The following is a 15,514-nucleotide window of genomic DNA, read 5'->3' as shown; positions in this document are numbered from 1 at the left end:
GGCTTGAAAATGAATGTGATAAAGTTAGTGAAATAAAACAGTAAAACAGCGGCTAATTTTATTTTTTCACTCTAAAACTCCCCGTGTTTTTATCAAAGCTTATTAAATCCTTAGGAAATAGAGTAGCGAAAGTGCCTTTTAAAATAAGATTGCAAGGTTCGTCAGAAACCACTTCACCTTTGGTCATTACAATAAGTTTGTCGCATAACTGAATGGCCAAATCTATTTCGTGCGAAGAAAACAAAATGGTTTTACCCGTTTCTTTAGCCAATTTTTGAAGCAGTTTTAAAATGTATGCTTTATGATACATATCCAGATGCGTTGTGGGTTCGTCCAGAATAATTAAATCGGTGTCCTGCGCCAAAGCCCGCGCAATCATTACTTTTTGCAACTGGCCATCGCTTAATTCAAAACATTTTTTATGTTTTAAATTGTCAATATTCGTTTGCCTTATCGCCTTATTAATAATGCTTGTGTCGTTTTCAGAAAGATTACCAATCCAACTTGTATAAGGTTGTCTGCCCAATGCAATCACCTCAAAAACGGTTAGGTTTTTCGAGGCTATTTGTTCGGTTAAAACCAGACTCATCACTTTTGCCAAATCAACCGCTAGGTACGCCGAAATAGGCGTTTCATTTATAAAGATATCACCGTTTAAATGTTTTTGAACATTGGTGATGGTTCTAATTAAAGTGGATTTCCCGATGCCATTCGCGCCAATTAAACCAACCAATTCACCTCTTTTTAGTTCAATATTTATGTTTGAAGCCACAACGGTTTCCCGCTTTTTAGCAGAATAACCAATCGATAGGTTTTCGGTTTTTAAGATGCTATGTGATTTGTTTACACTCATAAATTTCAAGCTTAGATGTAATAAAACTTCGTGCTTCTAATTTCCATCTTCTAACTTTTTAAAACACCATTTTCCGTTTTCTAACCAATAACCAAATTACAACCGGAGCACCAATTAAAGATGTTATGGCATTAATGGGCAAGGTGTAATCGCTATTAGGTAATTGGGCTATACTATCGCAAATTAGCATAACGACCGCACCAAACAAAAATACGGCCGGTAATAATATTTTGTGGTTTGAGGTGTTAAAAACTTGCCGTGTAATGTGCGGAATAGCCAAACCAATAAACGCAATAGGGCCTGCAAAAGCAGTAATGGTTCCTGCCAATAAACTTGTGGCGGCAATAATAATTAACCGACTTCTTTTAATATTCAATCCTAAACTTATCGCGTAATTTTCGCCTAAAAGTAATGTGTTTAAGGATTTGATGGAAATGATACTTAACAAGATGCCCAAACAAAATATGACTGAAAAAACAAACAACTCGTACCACGATAAATTACCGAGGCTTCCAAAGCCCCAAAAAATGTATTGCTGTAATTGTTCGGCAGATCCAAAATAAGAAAGTACACTAACAATTGCAGCCGTGATACTGGCAAACATGAGGCCGATAATAAGAATAGCCATGGTATCGCGCACTTTAATGGAAACCACCAAAACCGCTATAAGCACTAAAAAACTACCTAAACTTGCTGCGATTACAACGCTCCATTTCGATATGAATAACGATGCGAAAACTCCACCAAACAAACCAGTGCCTAAAATAATTAGCGCGACACCTAAACTTGCGCCCGAGCTTATACCCAATACAAATGGACCGGCTAACGGATTTCTAAAAAGTGTTTGCATTAAAAGGCCTGAAATGCCCAAACCGGAACCGACTAAAATGGCCGTTAAAGCCTTTGGTAATCTGTAATTGGTAATAATATGTTGCCATGCATCTTGCTCTGTTGCACTTCCAACAAGGCTATTAAAAACGGCTTTTATTGGGATATAAACCGAACCTAAACTTATGTTTACGAAAAAACACAAAATCAATATGAGGGTAAGTGCTAGGAACGAATATTTATAACTTAAGGTCATTTTACAAAAATATACTTTCTGTTAGACCTGTCAGGTTTCAAAAACCTGACAGGTCTTTTGGTTTTATTCTAAGGGTTTAAAAAAGAATGGTTTGTAGTCTTTTAGTAGTTCTGGATGACAGATTTTAATAAGATCCTTTAATACCAAATCAGGTCTGGCGAAACCTAATTCATAATACAATACACCACCTGTTTTTCCAGTGGTATTGGTAATGGTATATATGTTTTTATTTATAAATGCGCTAAACATGGTGTTGTGCGAACTTGAGTTTTCAAGCGCTTTTAAACTGGTGTAATTTGAAGGGTTTATCCAAATATCAGCATCTTTGGCTTTTGTGAAAACAGTTTCAAAACTAAGTTTTAAACTTCCGGAACCTTGGCTGTTTTGCCATAGATAATTGGTGTTGGCATCTTTTAAAAGTTGTGCTTCGGTACTCGTGCCGTTTGGTAAATACCAAATATCGCTATGCATAGCACCACTTAAAATCGTGGGTTTGTTTTTTACGGTTTGTGCTAGTTTTTTTGCTTCCAAATAATTTTTTTCAATGGTATTAAAAATAGAATCGGCTTCTTTTTCTTTATGGTAAAGTGTTCCAAAAAACTTAATCCATTCGGCTTTTGCCAAAGGCGAATCTTCAACCCAGTCGCCATTGTAAATTACAGGAATACCAGATTTTTTTATGGTTTCAAAGGTTTTGTTATTGCCGTCAATACCAAAGCCAATAACCACATTGGGGTTTAAACTTAATAAAACCTCGGTATTTATACTTTCGTTCTTACCAAGTTCCCTTATTTTTCCTTCGTCAATTCGCATTCTTATTTTTTCAGAAGAAATAAAATCCGTTCCAGGAAATCCAACTAACGTTTCTTCGGCATTTAATAATTCTAAAGCGGGAATATGTGTGGTTGAGGTCACCACTATTTTTTTTATGGGATTAATAATAATACCATCAAATTCATCTTTCACAAAGGTTGTTTTAGCCGCATTTTCTTTATTGATTAAAACGTAACGATAGCTTTTTTCAGAATCGGGCCATGGGTTTTTAATGTTTAATACCTTAAACGTTGAATAGTCTGTCACCGAAAACCCTTTGGCATATTTTAATTCAAGTTGATGCCCGTCAACAGGTTTTGCAATAGGTTTGGCAGTTTCATTTTTACAAGAAAAAACGAAGATTGTAAATAAAAAAAAGATGGCTTTTTTCAAGGCTTGTGCTTTATTAGTTTCAAAAGTAATATTATTTAAAGTTTTAATATAAACAATCGAGAGAATGTTTATTTTTGCAGCGAAATTTGGTTTCATTCAGTTTTCACTGAAAAGAATTAAAAGGGAATCTGGTGCAATGATTTACGATTGCAGATTTTAGATTTACGATTTTGATGAGTAATAATTCAAAAATCGTAATTAACAAATCGTAATTCGTTAAGTCCAGAACTGTTCCCGCAACTGTGAGCTATAAAGCTTCGTGTTAAACTTCGATGTCACTGAAGAGTAATCTTTGGGAAGACCAGCATGAAGACGCAAGTCAGGAGACCTGCCATTTTCAAAACAAATAAGTCAAACTTTCGGGATAAAAGTTTTGGTGTGATATGTCATGCTATTCCGAGTAATTAATCATTAAAATGAAAAAAGTAAATGTTTTTGGTATCCTTTATTTAGGATTATCAATGGTTGGTTTTGCACAACAAAAAGTCGATTCAACAAAAGTAGAGCAACTGGACGAAGTTGTGGTTACCGATTCGCGTTTTAAACTTAAACGTGAAAACTCGGGAAAAATGGTTATTAAAATTTCAAAAAAAGAAATAGAAAATAATCAAGGTAGAAGTATTTCTGAGTTAATTAACACCAAAAGTGGTATTGAAATTAACGGCAGTAGAAGTGTTGAAGGGCAAAATATTTCTGGATTCATTAGAGGCGGAAATAACCGGCAGGTTTTAGTACTAATTGACGGTTTGCAAGTAAACGATCCTTCCTTGGTAAATAACGAATTGGATTTACGTTTGTTAGATTTAAACACCGTTGAATCCATCGAAATTATTAAAGGTGCCGCAAGTACGCTTTACGGCAATGCCGCGGCCACTGCAGTAATTAATATTACCACTAAAAAAGCATCGTTAAAACAAATTTCAGGCAGTTTTTTAACGGTTGTGGGTACCAATCAAACCCAAGATGATTTGAATTATAACGGCGCTAGTTTTACCAACAATGTGTCGGTTAACGGCAGTTTAAACAAGTTTAGCTATTTGGCTAGTTTTGGCAATCGGTATGCGGATGGTTTATCGGCTGCAAAAGCGGATAATGCTGAAAAAGATCCGTTTTCAAGATTTAATACCAACCTAAAATTGGGTTACGAGATTAGCGATGCTATACAGCTTGATGCTTTTGCCAGTTACGATAAGTTTAAAACCGATATTGATGGGTTTCCGGCGCCAACCTACACCTTTGCTGATACCAACGATAAATATATTTCGGAACAGGCACGTTTCGGGATAGCGCCAAAGTTTAGTTATGAAAAAGGAAGTATTCAAATTAATGCAGCGTACTCTAAAATAAATAGAGAAACCATTTCTGAATTTGGATCGATTAACGAAGCCGAAAGTTTTGTGGTTGACGCCTTTAACAAATATGTGTTTAATGAAACGTTTTATACGATTATTGGGGTGAATTATTCCGATTACAAAAGTAAGTTTGCCGACGAAGAAAGTTACACCAATACTGACCCGTATTTGAATGTGGTTTATGTATCGGATTTTGGATTGAACATTAATGCAGGAACGCGATTTAATAACCACAGTGCGTATGGTTCGCAGTTGGTTTACAGCTTAAATCCGTCGTTTAGTATGCCCGTGAACTCCGGATATGCCAAGATTTTTGGCTCGTATGCGACTTCGTTTATTGCGCCCAATTTATCGCAGTTATTCGGTTTTTTTGGAGCTAACCCTGATTTAAAACCCGAGGAAAATGTAACGATTGAAGGTGGATTGGAATTTTCGAATAGAAACGGATTTCGGGTAAATGGCGTTTACTTTAACAGAAAAGAAGAAAACACGATAATTTACACAACAGCTTATGAAAATGCCACGGAAGATGCGACGGTTCATGGGTTTGAGGTTGAAGCTGAATTGAAAACGATTACAGATGTAACACTCAGTGCCAATTATACATTTACTGAATTGAAAGATGGGGTGCGTTTGCGTATCCCGAAGCATAAAGCCAATGCAAGTTTAGGTTACAATTTTTGTGATAACACGTATGCCTCCGTGAATTATCAATTTGTAGGAAGTAGAACGGATACCAATTTTTCAACTTTTGCAAATGAAGAATTAGAGTCTTTTTCGTTGATTGATTTATACTTTAGTCAGAAAATCATTAAAAATAAGGTGAAGCTTTTTGCAAGTGTAACCAATGTGTTTAACGAAGATTATTTTGAAATTTTAGGATACACTACAAAAGGTAGAAATGTAAATTTAGGGTTAAATGTTAATTTGTAGCATAATCAAAGACCTGTCAGGTTTTAAAAACCTGACAGGTCTATAAACTTTACGTCGGCATCAAATCGCAATACCAAACGCCATATTTATCGCCTTCGCAAATTGAACCATCTGTTTTGGGTGCATCATATTCACGATATACTTTCTCGCCAATTTTAAAAGGAATCGGGTTATTGAAAATAGGACCATCAAAACAAAAGGTGTGGAATTCACCATTTTCGCCACAGGGGTCAACATCTTTTGGTAGGTTATCGATAAAATTTTTATCAATCACAGTGCCCACAAAATCTTCATCAAAATATTTAGAATTGGCACAAACCACAATGGTTTTAAAACCTAAATCTAAAAACTCATTCAGTAATTCTTTTGTATCTCTTTTCCAAAGCGGAAATACGGTTTTTATATTCCGTTTGGCGAGTTGCTTTTCGCGATAGCGTTTTAAATCTTCAAGAAAAATATCGCCAAAAGCACTGTGGGTAAAACCTTTGCTTTTTAATCGGGAAACGGTTTCCAGCATTTTCTGCTCATAAATTTCCATACTTGGCATTTCGGGGAGCTCGATTATACTGGCCGGAATGTTTAGGGCATCGGTTTGCGCTACGAGCAACTCTTTTCGTAACCCGTGCATCGATACCCGATTGTAATGGCTGTTTATTGTGGTAATTAACTCTTCGACCGAGAAGCGTTCGTCTTTTAATAAATGATATAACGCTAAAGCGGAGTCTTTGCCCGTGCTCCAGTTAAAATAGGTTTTGTGCTTATTCAAACAGTATTCTTTTAATCAATTCATCAGGAATCTCTTTATCGGTATACATGTCGTTTGTAAGCGGAAGTAAATCTTTACTACTGCCCGTAATATCTATAAGATTTTCGCTTTTAGAAGGTGTGCTTATTGGGAATTTTCCTGAGCCATCAATAATGCTAATGGCTCTTGCAAGTAACGTTTCGTTTTCATCTCCTAAAACACCTAAATTATGAATGCTTTCGCCCACAACATTATTGGCATTTGGAGAAAGTCCGTTAAAATAATCGGTTACACCGTTAACGTTTAAGGATTTAAAAATAAGTGGTTGCATCGCGTATGTATGGCTTGGGTTTGCTCCCGAGCGACTAAAATTTGGGGAATCGTATAAAGTTCGTGATGCTTGATACTTTCCTCTTGTGGTCGTACCAATTTGCACCACCTCAATATAGGGGTCTAAGCTATTAATTATCAATTCGCTTGCCGAGGCGCTGGAGTTTGTTGTAAGCACAAAAACCCGAGATAAGTTTAAGCTGTTTAAGGCTGCCCCTTCGTTATTATCAACAAATCTGTTTATTAATAACTCTGGGTCTTCGTTTTCAAAAACCTGCTGAATTTCGGCATTCCATTCTTCTGTACTGAAAACTTCGCCCGTAAATTGACCGGTAATCAAGCTTGCAAGTAAGATGGCGGTATTTACCGAGCCACCAGGGTTATATCGTAAATCGAGAACCAATTCGGTAGCATTTGCGCTTTTATAGGCTCCAAAAATATCGTTTAATTCGGCGTTAAATTGGTCGGTTCCTGTAAAACCATTGTACATTAAATAAGCCACTTTATTGCTGCCAACATCTAAAACGTTACTAATTAAAACAGGGTTTTCAGTGTATTGTGCTTTAGATAGCGCTATGGTTTGTGTGGTATTGTTAACCGAATCGTCGGTAGTTTGTGGCGTACCTTTATCATTGTAGGTTCCTAAGTTAATCGTATAGTTTTCTGCACCGGTAAGGGTTCTCCAATTTTCCGTGGTAAGTTGCGTGCCGTTTATGCCATAAAAAATATCGCCCCGTTTAACACCTTGGCTCGCAGCACTTGTGTTGGGTAAAACATAGCGTACATAACCGTAAACATCTGTATCGGTTGATGAAAAACGGAATATGCCAAATTCCATACCATTGCTGGTAATGATACCGCTAAATAGTTGCTCCAAAGCAATATAATCGTTAACAATCCAACTGAATCTATCAACCGTTTGGCGTTGGTGTATAAGGCTTTCAAACAAATCTTCGGGGGTTGAAAATGTGTTTAGATAGTTGGCATAATCTCCATCTGAGGTAAACCTGTCGTTGGCGAGGTCTGGCACATCGTCTTTATAAAGATAAAACGTATTCATGCCTTTCCAAACAAAATCGTTTATTTGGCTGGCAGAAATTTGGTTGTCGTCGTTATCTTCAAAACAGCTTACCGTAAAAGAGGAAACTATAAATAGTGCAATTAGGGCTTTAATATGTCGCATAGCATTATTTTATATAAGTAGTCTATAAAACCCTAAATTTACTTACATTATTGTTTAATTAAAAATAAACACTCGAAATTTTGTTGAATGTAATTTTATAGCTTTTGTAAATTAAGCTGAAATATGGCGTTTTACAGAAACTTAACAAGTATGCCCGCGTAAGGGATTGCAGTGAAAAGCCCACAGCGAGTCCCGATAGTTATCGGGACGAAGCGAGGACTTGTAGCGGAAAGCCCGACCCTCCCCGATAGCTATCGGGGAGGGTTACGCCCAAATATTTATTTATTTTAAGTTGAAATGTAACAAAACAAATAGATGCTCGTCGTAACATTAAACAGCCCTAACTAAGTTGTTTTACTAAACCAAACCAAAATGACTCAAACAGAGTTTTTAAATATTGTAATGCCTTTTAAGGATAAAGTATTTCGGTTAGCGAAACGGTTGCTGATATCGACTGAGGAAGCGGAAGATGCCACGCAAGAGATTTTGATGAAGCTGTGGAATAATAAAAGGAAGATTGCTGAGTATAAAAATGTGGAGGCTTTTTCGATGACGATGACAAAGAATTTTTGTTTTGATAAGTTAAAATCGAAACAGGCACAGAATTTAAAAATTGTGCATAGTAATTACGAAGCCAATGAAACCGCGTTACAAAAACAAGTTGAGTTAAATGATAGTGTGAATTGGGTAGCGAAGATTATTGAAGAGTTGCCTGAACAGCAACGGATGATTATTCAGCTGCGAGATATAGAAGAATACGATTACGATGAGATTGCAAAAATGCTGGATATGAATAATACAGCGGTTCGTGTAAACTTATCGAGAGCAAGAAAAACGATACGAGAAAAATTAACTAATACACATAATTATGGTATTAAATAATATAGAAAAATTACTGGAAAAATACGAGAACGGTGAGACATCACTAAAAGAAGAGCAGGTGTTGAAAAACTATTTTACAAGCAACACGGTAGCGCCACATTTAGAAATGTACAAACCTATGTTCGACTATTTTTTGGTAAATCAACAAGAACAATTTACTAAAGACGTGCCATTAAAAACCAAACGTACATTTAATTACAAATGGCTATCGGTTGCTGCAGTTGCTGTTCTTATGTTGGGGTTTTATTTTGGTAAATCATTCAATGAGAATAATTTAGGAACTTATGAAGACCCGCAATTGGCTTTTAACGAATTTTCGAAATCTATGGAAATGATTTCCCAAAGTTTCAATAAAGGCACATCAACCGTTGGGTATTTAAACGAAGTAAACAAAGGTACTTCAACACTCGGATATCTCAACGAAATTGATAACGCAACAAGTATAATTTTTAAAAATAATTAGAATTAATGAAAAGTAATAACTTAAAAACAAGAACAATGAAAAATAAATTAATAGTATTCGTAATGGCCATTATGTTATTGCCAATAACCGGAATGGCACAAAGCAATATTTTTGATAAATATAGCGACAATAACGACGTTACTTATGTAAACATTAAACCCAAAATGTTTCAGATGATAGCAAAAATGGGTATTAATGTTGAAGATGAAGAAGCTAAAGCTTATATGGATATGGTAAAAAGCATTACCAGTTTTAAAACCATTGTAACCGATAATAAAACCATATCCGCTGATATTGCCAAATGGGTAAAATCGCGCTCTGGAGGACTGGAAGAATTAATGGAAGTGAAAGACGACGGTACAGAAGTAAAGTTTTACGTAAAGGAAGGAAAAGATGCCGACCACGTTAAAGAGCTTTTAATCTTTGTAAATGGTATTGACCAAGTAATGGAAGACAAAATTGAAATTAACGGTAAAGAGCGTAAAATTGAAACCGTAGTGGTATCGATGACCGGTGATATCGATTTGAATGAAATCTCGAAGCTTACCAATAAAATGAATATCCCTGGCGGTAAGCATTTAGAGAAAAATAATTAATATTAATAATAAGCCTCTCTAAAAAGCAAATTAAGTGTCACATTGAACGCAGTCGAAATATTTATTTAAAGCAACAAATAAGAGGTTTCGACTGCGATCAACACAACAAAGCCCCACAGAGACTTTATTAGTCTGGCTCACAAACAAACAACATCAATCATGCAACGAACAATCAAACATATCGTATTAGTATTTAGTTTAGCCATAGCTTTTGTAAGCTGTAACGATGGTAAAAGTTTGCAAACGTATTTTGTAGACAATCAAGAATCGTCCAATTTTATGACACAGGATATACCCATATCGATGGTAAAAATAGACGAATCAAAATTTACCGAAGAACAAAAAGAAGCCTATAACTCGGTAAAACGCTTGAATTTTTTGGGCTATAAAACAGAAGGAACCGATGTTGAAGTTTACAAAGCGGAATTGGCAAAAGTGAAAGCTATTTTAAGCGATAAAAAATACAACGATCTTATGGAATTTAGCGATAAGGGCAATAAAATTATCGTAAAGTATATAGGAACAGAGGATGAAGCCGATGAGGTTGTTATCTTCGGAAGCGCTAAAGAACTAGGCTTTGGTATTGTGCGTGTTTTGGGCAACGATATGAATCCGGATAAAATGGTAACCTTGGTTAGCGCGATGCAAAATGCGAATGTTGATGAAAATCAGGTGCAAGATATTATGAATTTCTTTAAGTAAGCTTAGGGTTATTTAATTTCGATTATTTCCTTAGCTTTTTGAAACTGTTATTCCCGCAAAAAAGGGAGCCAAAAAAGGCTGTTGAAAAATTTTTCAACAGCCTTTTTTAAATTATAAAAGTCGTGTTACTTTCTTTTTTTAGAGGCTCTATTTAAGTAAATAATATTAATTATTATCGCTAAAAAAATAATGGTAAGTACGGTTAAAACGATATAATGATCTAGGATTTCCAAAATCCCGGTAACAAAAATACCACCGGCCATTAGGCCACTTAGTATTAATGTTTGTTTGTCGTTTAGCATATTAAATTCCTGTGTAATTACTAGGAGTAATACGTTTTAATTCTTCTTTTATTGTGTTTGAGACTTCTAATGTATCAATAAAATTTGAAATAGAGTTTTGGTTTATCGCTTCATTGGTTCTGGTTAAGCCTTTTAATGCTTCATAAGGATTAGGATACCCTTCGCGACGCAAAATGGTTTGAATAGCCTCAGCGACCACCGCCCAATTATTTTCTAAATCTTCTGCGAATTTAGATTCATTCAACAATAATTTATCCAATCCTTTTAAAGTCGATTTAAAACCAATTATAGTGTGTCCGAATGGCACGCCAACGTTTCGTAAAACGGTGCTATCGGTTAAGTCGCGTTGTAATCTTGAAATTGGTAATTTAGCCGAAAGGTGCTCGAAAACAGCATTGGCAATACCCAAGTTACCTTCAGAGTTTTCAAAATCGATAGGGTTTACTTTGTGCGGCATTGCGGAGCTTCCAACTTCTCCTTTTTTAATTTTTTGCTTGAAATAATCCATCGAAACATAGGTCCAAATATCGCGGTCCAAATCTATTAAAATGGTGTTGATGCGTTTTAAAGTATCGAACAATGCTGCCATGTGGTCGTAATGCTCAATTTGTGTGGTGGGAAACGAGTGATGTAAACCAAGTTTTTCTTGTACAAATTTAGTTCCAAAAGCTTTCCAATCAATGTTTGGATAAGCCACATGATGTGCATTAAAATTACCGGTAGCACCACCAAATTTAGCGGCACTTGGAATATCGTTCAATAAATTAAACTGCTCTTTTAAACGCACCACAAAAACTTTAATTTCTTTGCCTAAACGGGTAGGGGAAGCAGGTTGTCCGTGAGTTCTGGCCAACATTGAAATAGCCGACCAATCTTGAGACAAACTTTTAAGCTTTTCCAAAACATTATGGTATTCAGGAACGTAAACATCGTTCATCGCTTCTTTAATACTCAAAGGAACAGCGGTGTTATTGATGTCTTGAGAAGTCAATCCAAAATGGATAAACTCTTTGTGTTGAGATAAACCTAAAGCGTCAAATTTTTCCTTTATAAAATATTCAACCGCTTTAACATCGTGATTGGTTACGCTTTCAATGTTTTTAATAGCTTGAGCATCTTCAGCAGAAAAATCTTTATAGATGGCCCTTAAATCTTCAAAAATATCACTGTCAACACTTTCAAGTTGAGGTAACGGAATTTCGCAAAGTGCAATAAAGTATTCAATTTCAACTAATACTCGGTATTTTATAAGAGCTTCTTCAGAAAAATAAGGCGCTAATTCGCTTGCTTTATTTCTATATCTTCCATCAATTGGAGAAATGGCGTTTAGTGGTGATAATGACATGGTTTGTGTTGTTTTTAAGAAGATGCAAAGATAGGTTTTTAAGACCGAAGTTTCATAATCCAAATTCCAAATAACAAAAACTAAACTCCAAAACTTATTCGAAATTCTAACTTCGTGCTTCGTGCGTCAAACTTCACACTTTTTTGATTTTCTTTAAAATATGACGGGCTCGAGCCTTAAAACCGGAACTCTGCATCTGAAAATCGCGTTCTAAAATAAGTGCCAATTCGGGGTGCACCCAATCGTAATCTTTACCGAACAAAAAAAGCGCATTCATGGAATAGGCTTTAGGTGCAATTTTTTCGTCGTTAATCATATAATCAAAACAGACTTCAATAATGCGCTCTTTATGTGTTTTTGTTAGAGCCGTTTGTATGCCGTTTTCGTTTTTCGAGTAGTAAGCTGTTGCCAAAAACTCACATATTTTAGCCACGGGTCGCACCGCAGAATCTAAATGGACTTTGTGCATGTTTTCGGTAAAGCTGTCTAAATACGGAATGATGGCTTCAATATTATCTTTGCACATAAACTCGAAAACCCATGCGGCACGAGGCGATGCTTTATCGTCTGCCCAAAACATAATTTCCAATAATTTGGGGATTAAATCTTTGTCGTTAATAACCATGTCGGCATAGTACAATCGTTTTTCACGCGAATGGTTAACGTTGCTTAATTCGTTATAAAGTTCCTGTGTAGTCAAATGAATTTTAGTATTTTTAAAAATCTAAAATTAAGTAAAATGAAGATTATAAAAAAGGTGCTTTTAGCTTTGCTTGTTTTGTTTGTAATCGCCCAATTTTTTGGCCCAGATAAAAATGAAGGCGATGTCGCATCAATGAATGCGTTTTTGGTAGAAACCACTCCGCCCGAAGAAGTAAAACTTATTTTAAAAGAAAGCTGTTTTGATTGCCATAGCGATGTTACGCGGTATCCGTGGTACAACAGCATTACGCCCATAAATTATTGGCTTGCCGGCCATATTGAACACGGTAAAAAAGAATTTAACATGTCCAATTGGGAAGGCAATTCAATCAAACGGAAAGACCATAAATTTGAAGAACTCATTGAAATGGTTGAAGCCAAAGACATGCCGCTAAATTCTTATACTTGGTCGCATACCGAAGCTAAACTCAGCGATGCACAAATAAAAGCCGTGGTTAATTGGGCAAAACGGGTACGGCTAAAATACGGGCTGGAACCTTTGCCACAGTAGGCAGTTATTAGTTTGCAGTAAACAGTCAATATGACCATAAGAGAAGTATCTCCTAATTTTAATTTAATATTTATGCATTCGTGGCAAACAAAAAATTATTAATCATCGGTTTTGTATGGCCCGAGCCCATGAGTTCTGCGGCGGGTAGTAGAATGATGCAGTTAATTGCTGTGTTTCAATCGCAAAACTATCAAATCACTTTTGCGAGTTCGTGTGTTAAAACAGATAATGCTTTCAATTTAAAAACGATGGGCATCGCACAGGTCAATATCAAATTGAATCATTCCAGTTTTGATGAATTTATTAAGCATTTAAAACCAGATGTGGTGCTGTTCGACCGTTTTATGACTGAAGAGCAATTCGGTTGGCGCGTCGCTGAACAATGCCCCAAAGCCCTAAGAATTCTGGATACCGAAGATTTACACGGTTTACGAAAAGGCAGACAGCAAGCTTTTAAGGATGAAGCTGCGTTTGATGATTCGTATTTGTTTAATGACACCGCAAAGCGGGAAATAGCCAGTATTTACCGAAGCGACTTAAGTTTGATTATTTCAGAAGCTGAAATGGAATTCCTTAAAAATCATTTTAAAGTCGATGCATCTTTGTTAATTTATTTGCCGTTTATTTTGGATGAAATTTCAAAAGAAAGTATTGAAAAACACCCAAGTTTCGAAGATCGCAATCATTTTATAACCATCGGGAATTTTTTGCACGCACCCAATTATAACGCCGTTTTATACTTAAAAGAAACCATTTGGCCGCTAATAAGAAAGCAATTGCCAAAAGCCGAATTACACATTTACGGCGCGTATGCGTCTCAAAAGGTAAATCAGTTGCACAACGCAAAAACAGGTTTTTTAATTAAGGGTTTCGCTGAAGATGTAAACGCTGTTATGCAACAATCAAAGATATGTTTAGCACCCATTCGTTTTGGTGCGGGCTTAAAAGGCAAATTGATTGATGCCATGCAAAACGGCACACCGTGTGTAATGAGCACTATAGCTGCTGAAGGCATGTTTGGAAACTTAAAACCTAACGGATTTATTGAAGATAACCCAGAGGAATTTGCAACCAAAGCGGTTAAACTGTACAATGATGAAACCTTGTGGAACGCAAAACAACAAAACGGATTTTCAATCATCAACAATCGTTTTGGTAAAACGGAGCATCAAAAAAGATTTATAAGTCAAATTGAAAATATAACGAAACATCTTAACGAAAAACGCCTAAAAAACTTTACTGGGCAAATGCTTTTGCACCATACGTTGCAAAGTACCAAATTCATGGGTAAATGGATTGAGGAGAAAAATAAAGACTAAAAAATTTGTCAAATTCAAAAATGTAAAATATATTTGTCATTATGGAAAATTAATTTTCCTATATAGAAAATATATTTGTCAATTAAATTTAATAATTATGAATAAAGAACAATTTATAAATTGTGAAAGAAGAAGATTTGATAAACTCATTAATTTTAGGTTGCCTCATAAATTTATGTATGTAGGAATTACTATAGCGGCATTGTCAATAATTGGTATGTTTATTCGTGCTTTTGCCATGGAAGGCGATACCGAGCTATTGAAATCAGTTTTGCAAAAAACGGTTTTAGTTGGGTTATTGCTAATGTCTATTTCAAAAGATAAAATTGAGGATGAAATGACCATTCAGCTTAGATCCCAATCTTATATGGTTGCCTTTGTAATAGGTGTTATTTATGCTTTGTTAATGCCTTATGTAGAATTTGGTGTTTCCAATGCGGTGCATGCTGAAGGCGAAGCGTTTAAAAGTTTAGGTGATTTTCAAGTTTTGCTATTTATGCTCATGATACAGTTAATGTTTTATCACAATTTAAAACGCTTTAGATAATGCAGAATACGATTAAAGTAGAACGCGCCATATTGAATTTAACGCAAGATGAATTAGCACAAAAAATAGGAGTATCTAGGCAAACAATTAATTCTATTGAAGCTAACAGGTATGTGCCTTCAACGGTATTGGCTTTAAAATTATCAGAGCTGTTTGGTAAACCTGTAAACGAATTTTTTAAACTTTCAAAGGATGATTAATATGGTATTGCTGCTTGTTGTGTTAATTTTGAATATGACTTTGTGATTTTTTTATAGCGGTTGCTAAAATCATAAATGTTAATAGTTTTTCTGTGGTTTTAATATTCGCTATTTTTACCTCGAAATAACTAATTATCATTGTAAAAATTGATTAGAATTTATAAGCTTTTATTTTTTTTTGTTTTTCTTTTCAATCAAGGTTGGACTCAAACAAACATACCTCCGGAGCTTGTGGCCATTGGGGATCAAACTTACTGTC

16 protein-coding genes and 1 riboswitch are annotated in these 15,514 nt (G+C 35.5%); of the genes, 9 read left to right on the top strand and 7 right to left on the bottom strand.

The window, feature by feature from the left end; all coding sequences use genetic code 11:
- Nucleotides 1-58 precede the first annotated feature (58 nt).
- From RNZ46_RS03190 to RNZ46_RS03180, 3 genes are all read right to left on the bottom strand, one after another.
- Complete coding sequence (locus tag RNZ46_RS03190) at nucleotides 59-853, bottom strand: ABC transporter ATP-binding protein (RefSeq protein WP_316983944.1); 795 nt, start codon at nucleotides 851-853, stop codon at nucleotides 59-61.
- Between the two features lie 58 nt (nucleotides 854-911).
- The gene (locus RNZ46_RS03185) at nucleotides 912-1,937 is read right to left on the bottom strand and encodes a FecCD family ABC transporter permease (protein ID WP_316983943.1); all 1,026 of its coding nucleotides are present in this window, start codon (nucleotides 1,935-1,937) and stop codon (nucleotides 912-914) included.
- Between the two features lie 63 nt (nucleotides 1,938-2,000).
- Nucleotides 2,001-3,143, bottom strand: coding sequence for an ABC transporter substrate-binding protein (locus RNZ46_RS03180; RefSeq protein ID WP_434063037.1), 1,143 nt, complete (start codon nucleotides 3,141-3,143; stop codon nucleotides 2,001-2,003).
- A 70-nt stretch (nucleotides 3,144-3,213) separates the two neighbouring features.
- Nucleotides 3,214-3,493, top strand: a riboswitch (cobalamin riboswitch).
- Nucleotides 3,494-3,559: 66 nt separating this feature from the next.
- Between RNZ46_RS03180 and RNZ46_RS03175 the strand changes: the two genes are divergently transcribed.
- A complete protein-coding gene (locus tag RNZ46_RS03175; RefSeq protein ID WP_316983941.1) occupies nucleotides 3,560-5,428 on the top strand; it encodes a TonB-dependent receptor plug domain-containing protein in 1,869 nt (622 codons plus the stop codon).
- A 49-nt stretch (nucleotides 5,429-5,477) separates the two neighbouring features.
- Here RNZ46_RS03175 and RNZ46_RS03170 read toward each other — a convergent pair whose 3' ends face one another.
- Nucleotides 5,478-6,194: a Dph6-related ATP pyrophosphatase gene (locus RNZ46_RS03170; RefSeq protein WP_316983940.1), complete on the bottom strand. Its 717-nt coding sequence runs from the start codon at nucleotides 6,192-6,194 to the stop codon at nucleotides 5,478-5,480.
- Entirely contained in the window at nucleotides 6,187-7,686 is a 1,500-nt protein-coding gene (locus tag RNZ46_RS03165; RefSeq protein WP_316983939.1) for a GFO_1087 family putative carboxy terminal peptidase, read from the bottom strand. The genes RNZ46_RS03170 and RNZ46_RS03165 overlap by 8 nt, the downstream gene beginning before the upstream one ends.
- 372 nt (nucleotides 7,687-8,058) lie before the next feature.
- Between RNZ46_RS03165 and RNZ46_RS03160 the strand changes: the two genes are divergently transcribed.
- From RNZ46_RS03160 to RNZ46_RS03145, 4 genes are all read left to right on the top strand, one after another.
- Nucleotides 8,059-8,568, top strand: coding sequence for a GFO_1088 family ECF-type sigma factor (locus RNZ46_RS03160; protein ID WP_316983938.1), 510 nt, complete (start codon nucleotides 8,059-8,061; stop codon nucleotides 8,566-8,568).
- Nucleotides 8,555-9,031, top strand: a complete 477-nt coding sequence (locus RNZ46_RS03155) for a PG0215 family putative anti-sigma factor (protein WP_316983937.1) — start codon at nucleotides 8,555-8,557, stop codon at nucleotides 9,029-9,031. Before RNZ46_RS03160 ends, RNZ46_RS03155 begins: the two co-directional genes overlap by 14 nt.
- A gap of 35 nt (nucleotides 9,032-9,066) precedes the next feature.
- Nucleotides 9,067-9,627: a GFO_1090 family protein gene (locus RNZ46_RS03150; protein ID WP_316983936.1), complete on the top strand. Its 561-nt coding sequence runs from the start codon at nucleotides 9,067-9,069 to the stop codon at nucleotides 9,625-9,627.
- Between the two features lie 159 nt (nucleotides 9,628-9,786).
- Nucleotides 9,787-10,329, top strand: coding sequence for a GFO_1091 family lipoprotein (locus RNZ46_RS03145; RefSeq protein ID WP_316983935.1), 543 nt, complete (start codon nucleotides 9,787-9,789; stop codon nucleotides 10,327-10,329).
- Nucleotides 10,330-10,632: 303 nt separating this feature from the next.
- Here RNZ46_RS03145 and purB read toward each other — a convergent pair whose 3' ends face one another.
- Together purB and RNZ46_RS03135 are read right to left on the bottom strand one after the other, a co-directional pair.
- Nucleotides 10,633-11,976: an adenylosuccinate lyase gene (purB, locus tag RNZ46_RS03140; RefSeq protein ID WP_316983934.1), complete on the bottom strand. Its 1,344-nt coding sequence runs from the start codon at nucleotides 11,974-11,976 to the stop codon at nucleotides 10,633-10,635.
- A gap of 133 nt (nucleotides 11,977-12,109) precedes the next feature.
- Nucleotides 12,110-12,676: an adenylosuccinate lyase gene (locus RNZ46_RS03135; protein ID WP_316983933.1), complete on the bottom strand. Its 567-nt coding sequence runs from the start codon at nucleotides 12,674-12,676 to the stop codon at nucleotides 12,110-12,112.
- A gap of 39 nt (nucleotides 12,677-12,715) precedes the next feature.
- Here RNZ46_RS03135 and RNZ46_RS03130 point away from each other — a divergent pair, with 39 nt between their 5' ends.
- From RNZ46_RS03130 to RNZ46_RS03115, 4 genes are all read left to right on the top strand, one after another.
- A complete protein-coding gene (locus RNZ46_RS03130) occupies nucleotides 12,716-13,189 on the top strand; it encodes a heme-binding domain-containing protein (protein ID WP_316983932.1) in 474 nt (157 codons plus the stop codon).
- A 128-nt stretch (nucleotides 13,190-13,317) separates the two neighbouring features.
- Nucleotides 13,318-14,508: a glycosyltransferase gene (locus RNZ46_RS03125; RefSeq protein WP_316984959.1), complete on the top strand. Its 1,191-nt coding sequence runs from the start codon at nucleotides 13,318-13,320 to the stop codon at nucleotides 14,506-14,508.
- Nucleotides 14,509-14,605: 97 nt separating this feature from the next.
- Nucleotides 14,606-15,055 (top strand): hypothetical protein, encoded by a 450-nt coding sequence (locus tag RNZ46_RS03120; RefSeq protein WP_316983931.1) that lies wholly within the window; start codon nucleotides 14,606-14,608, stop codon nucleotides 15,053-15,055.
- Complete coding sequence (locus tag RNZ46_RS03115) at nucleotides 15,055-15,255, top strand: helix-turn-helix transcriptional regulator (protein WP_316983930.1); 201 nt, start codon at nucleotides 15,055-15,057, stop codon at nucleotides 15,253-15,255. The genes RNZ46_RS03120 and RNZ46_RS03115 overlap by 1 nt, the downstream gene beginning before the upstream one ends.
- The last annotated feature ends 259 nt before the right edge of the window (nucleotides 15,256-15,514 follow it).

Source organism: Hwangdonia lutea, from assembly GCF_032814565.1.
GTDB classification, from domain to species: Bacteria; Bacteroidota; Bacteroidia; order Flavobacteriales; family Flavobacteriaceae; genus Hwangdonia; species Hwangdonia lutea.
The sequence above is the reverse complement of the archived record's forward strand: the minus strand, read 5'-3'. Positions and strand labels throughout refer to the sequence as shown.

Excerpts from the sequence above, each read along its gene's own strand:
- RNZ46_RS03190 (WP_316983944.1), bottom strand. The coding sequence starts at position 853 with ATGAGTGTAAACAAATCACATAGCATCTTAAAAACCGAAAACCTATCG.
- RNZ46_RS03185 (WP_316983943.1), bottom strand. The coding sequence starts at position 1,937 with ATGACCTTAAGTTATAAATATTCGTTCCTAGCACTTACCCTCATATTG.
- RNZ46_RS03175 (WP_316983941.1), top strand. The coding sequence starts at position 3,560 with ATGAAAAAAGTAAATGTTTTTGGTATCCTTTATTTAGGATTATCAATG.
- RNZ46_RS03165 (WP_316983939.1), bottom strand. The coding sequence starts at position 7,686 with ATGCGACATATTAAAGCCCTAATTGCACTATTTATAGTTTCCTCTTTT.
- RNZ46_RS03160 (WP_316983938.1), top strand. The coding sequence starts at position 8,059 with ATGACTCAAACAGAGTTTTTAAATATTGTAATGCCTTTTAAGGATAAA.
- RNZ46_RS03155 (WP_316983937.1), top strand. The coding sequence starts at position 8,555 with ATGGTATTAAATAATATAGAAAAATTACTGGAAAAATACGAGAACGGT.
- RNZ46_RS03150 (WP_316983936.1), top strand. The coding sequence starts at position 9,067 with ATGAAAAATAAATTAATAGTATTCGTAATGGCCATTATGTTATTGCCA.
- RNZ46_RS03145 (WP_316983935.1), top strand. The coding sequence starts at position 9,787 with ATGCAACGAACAATCAAACATATCGTATTAGTATTTAGTTTAGCCATA.
- purB (WP_316983934.1), bottom strand. The coding sequence starts at position 11,976 with ATGTCATTATCACCACTAAACGCCATTTCTCCAATTGATGGAAGATAT.
- RNZ46_RS03130 (WP_316983932.1), top strand. The coding sequence starts at position 12,716 with ATGAAGATTATAAAAAAGGTGCTTTTAGCTTTGCTTGTTTTGTTTGTA.
- RNZ46_RS03125 (WP_316984959.1), top strand. The coding sequence starts at position 13,318 with ATGAGTTCTGCGGCGGGTAGTAGAATGATGCAGTTAATTGCTGTGTTT.
- RNZ46_RS03120 (WP_316983931.1), top strand. The coding sequence starts at position 14,606 with ATGAATAAAGAACAATTTATAAATTGTGAAAGAAGAAGATTTGATAAA.
- RNZ46_RS03115 (WP_316983930.1), top strand. The coding sequence starts at position 15,055 with ATGCAGAATACGATTAAAGTAGAACGCGCCATATTGAATTTAACGCAA.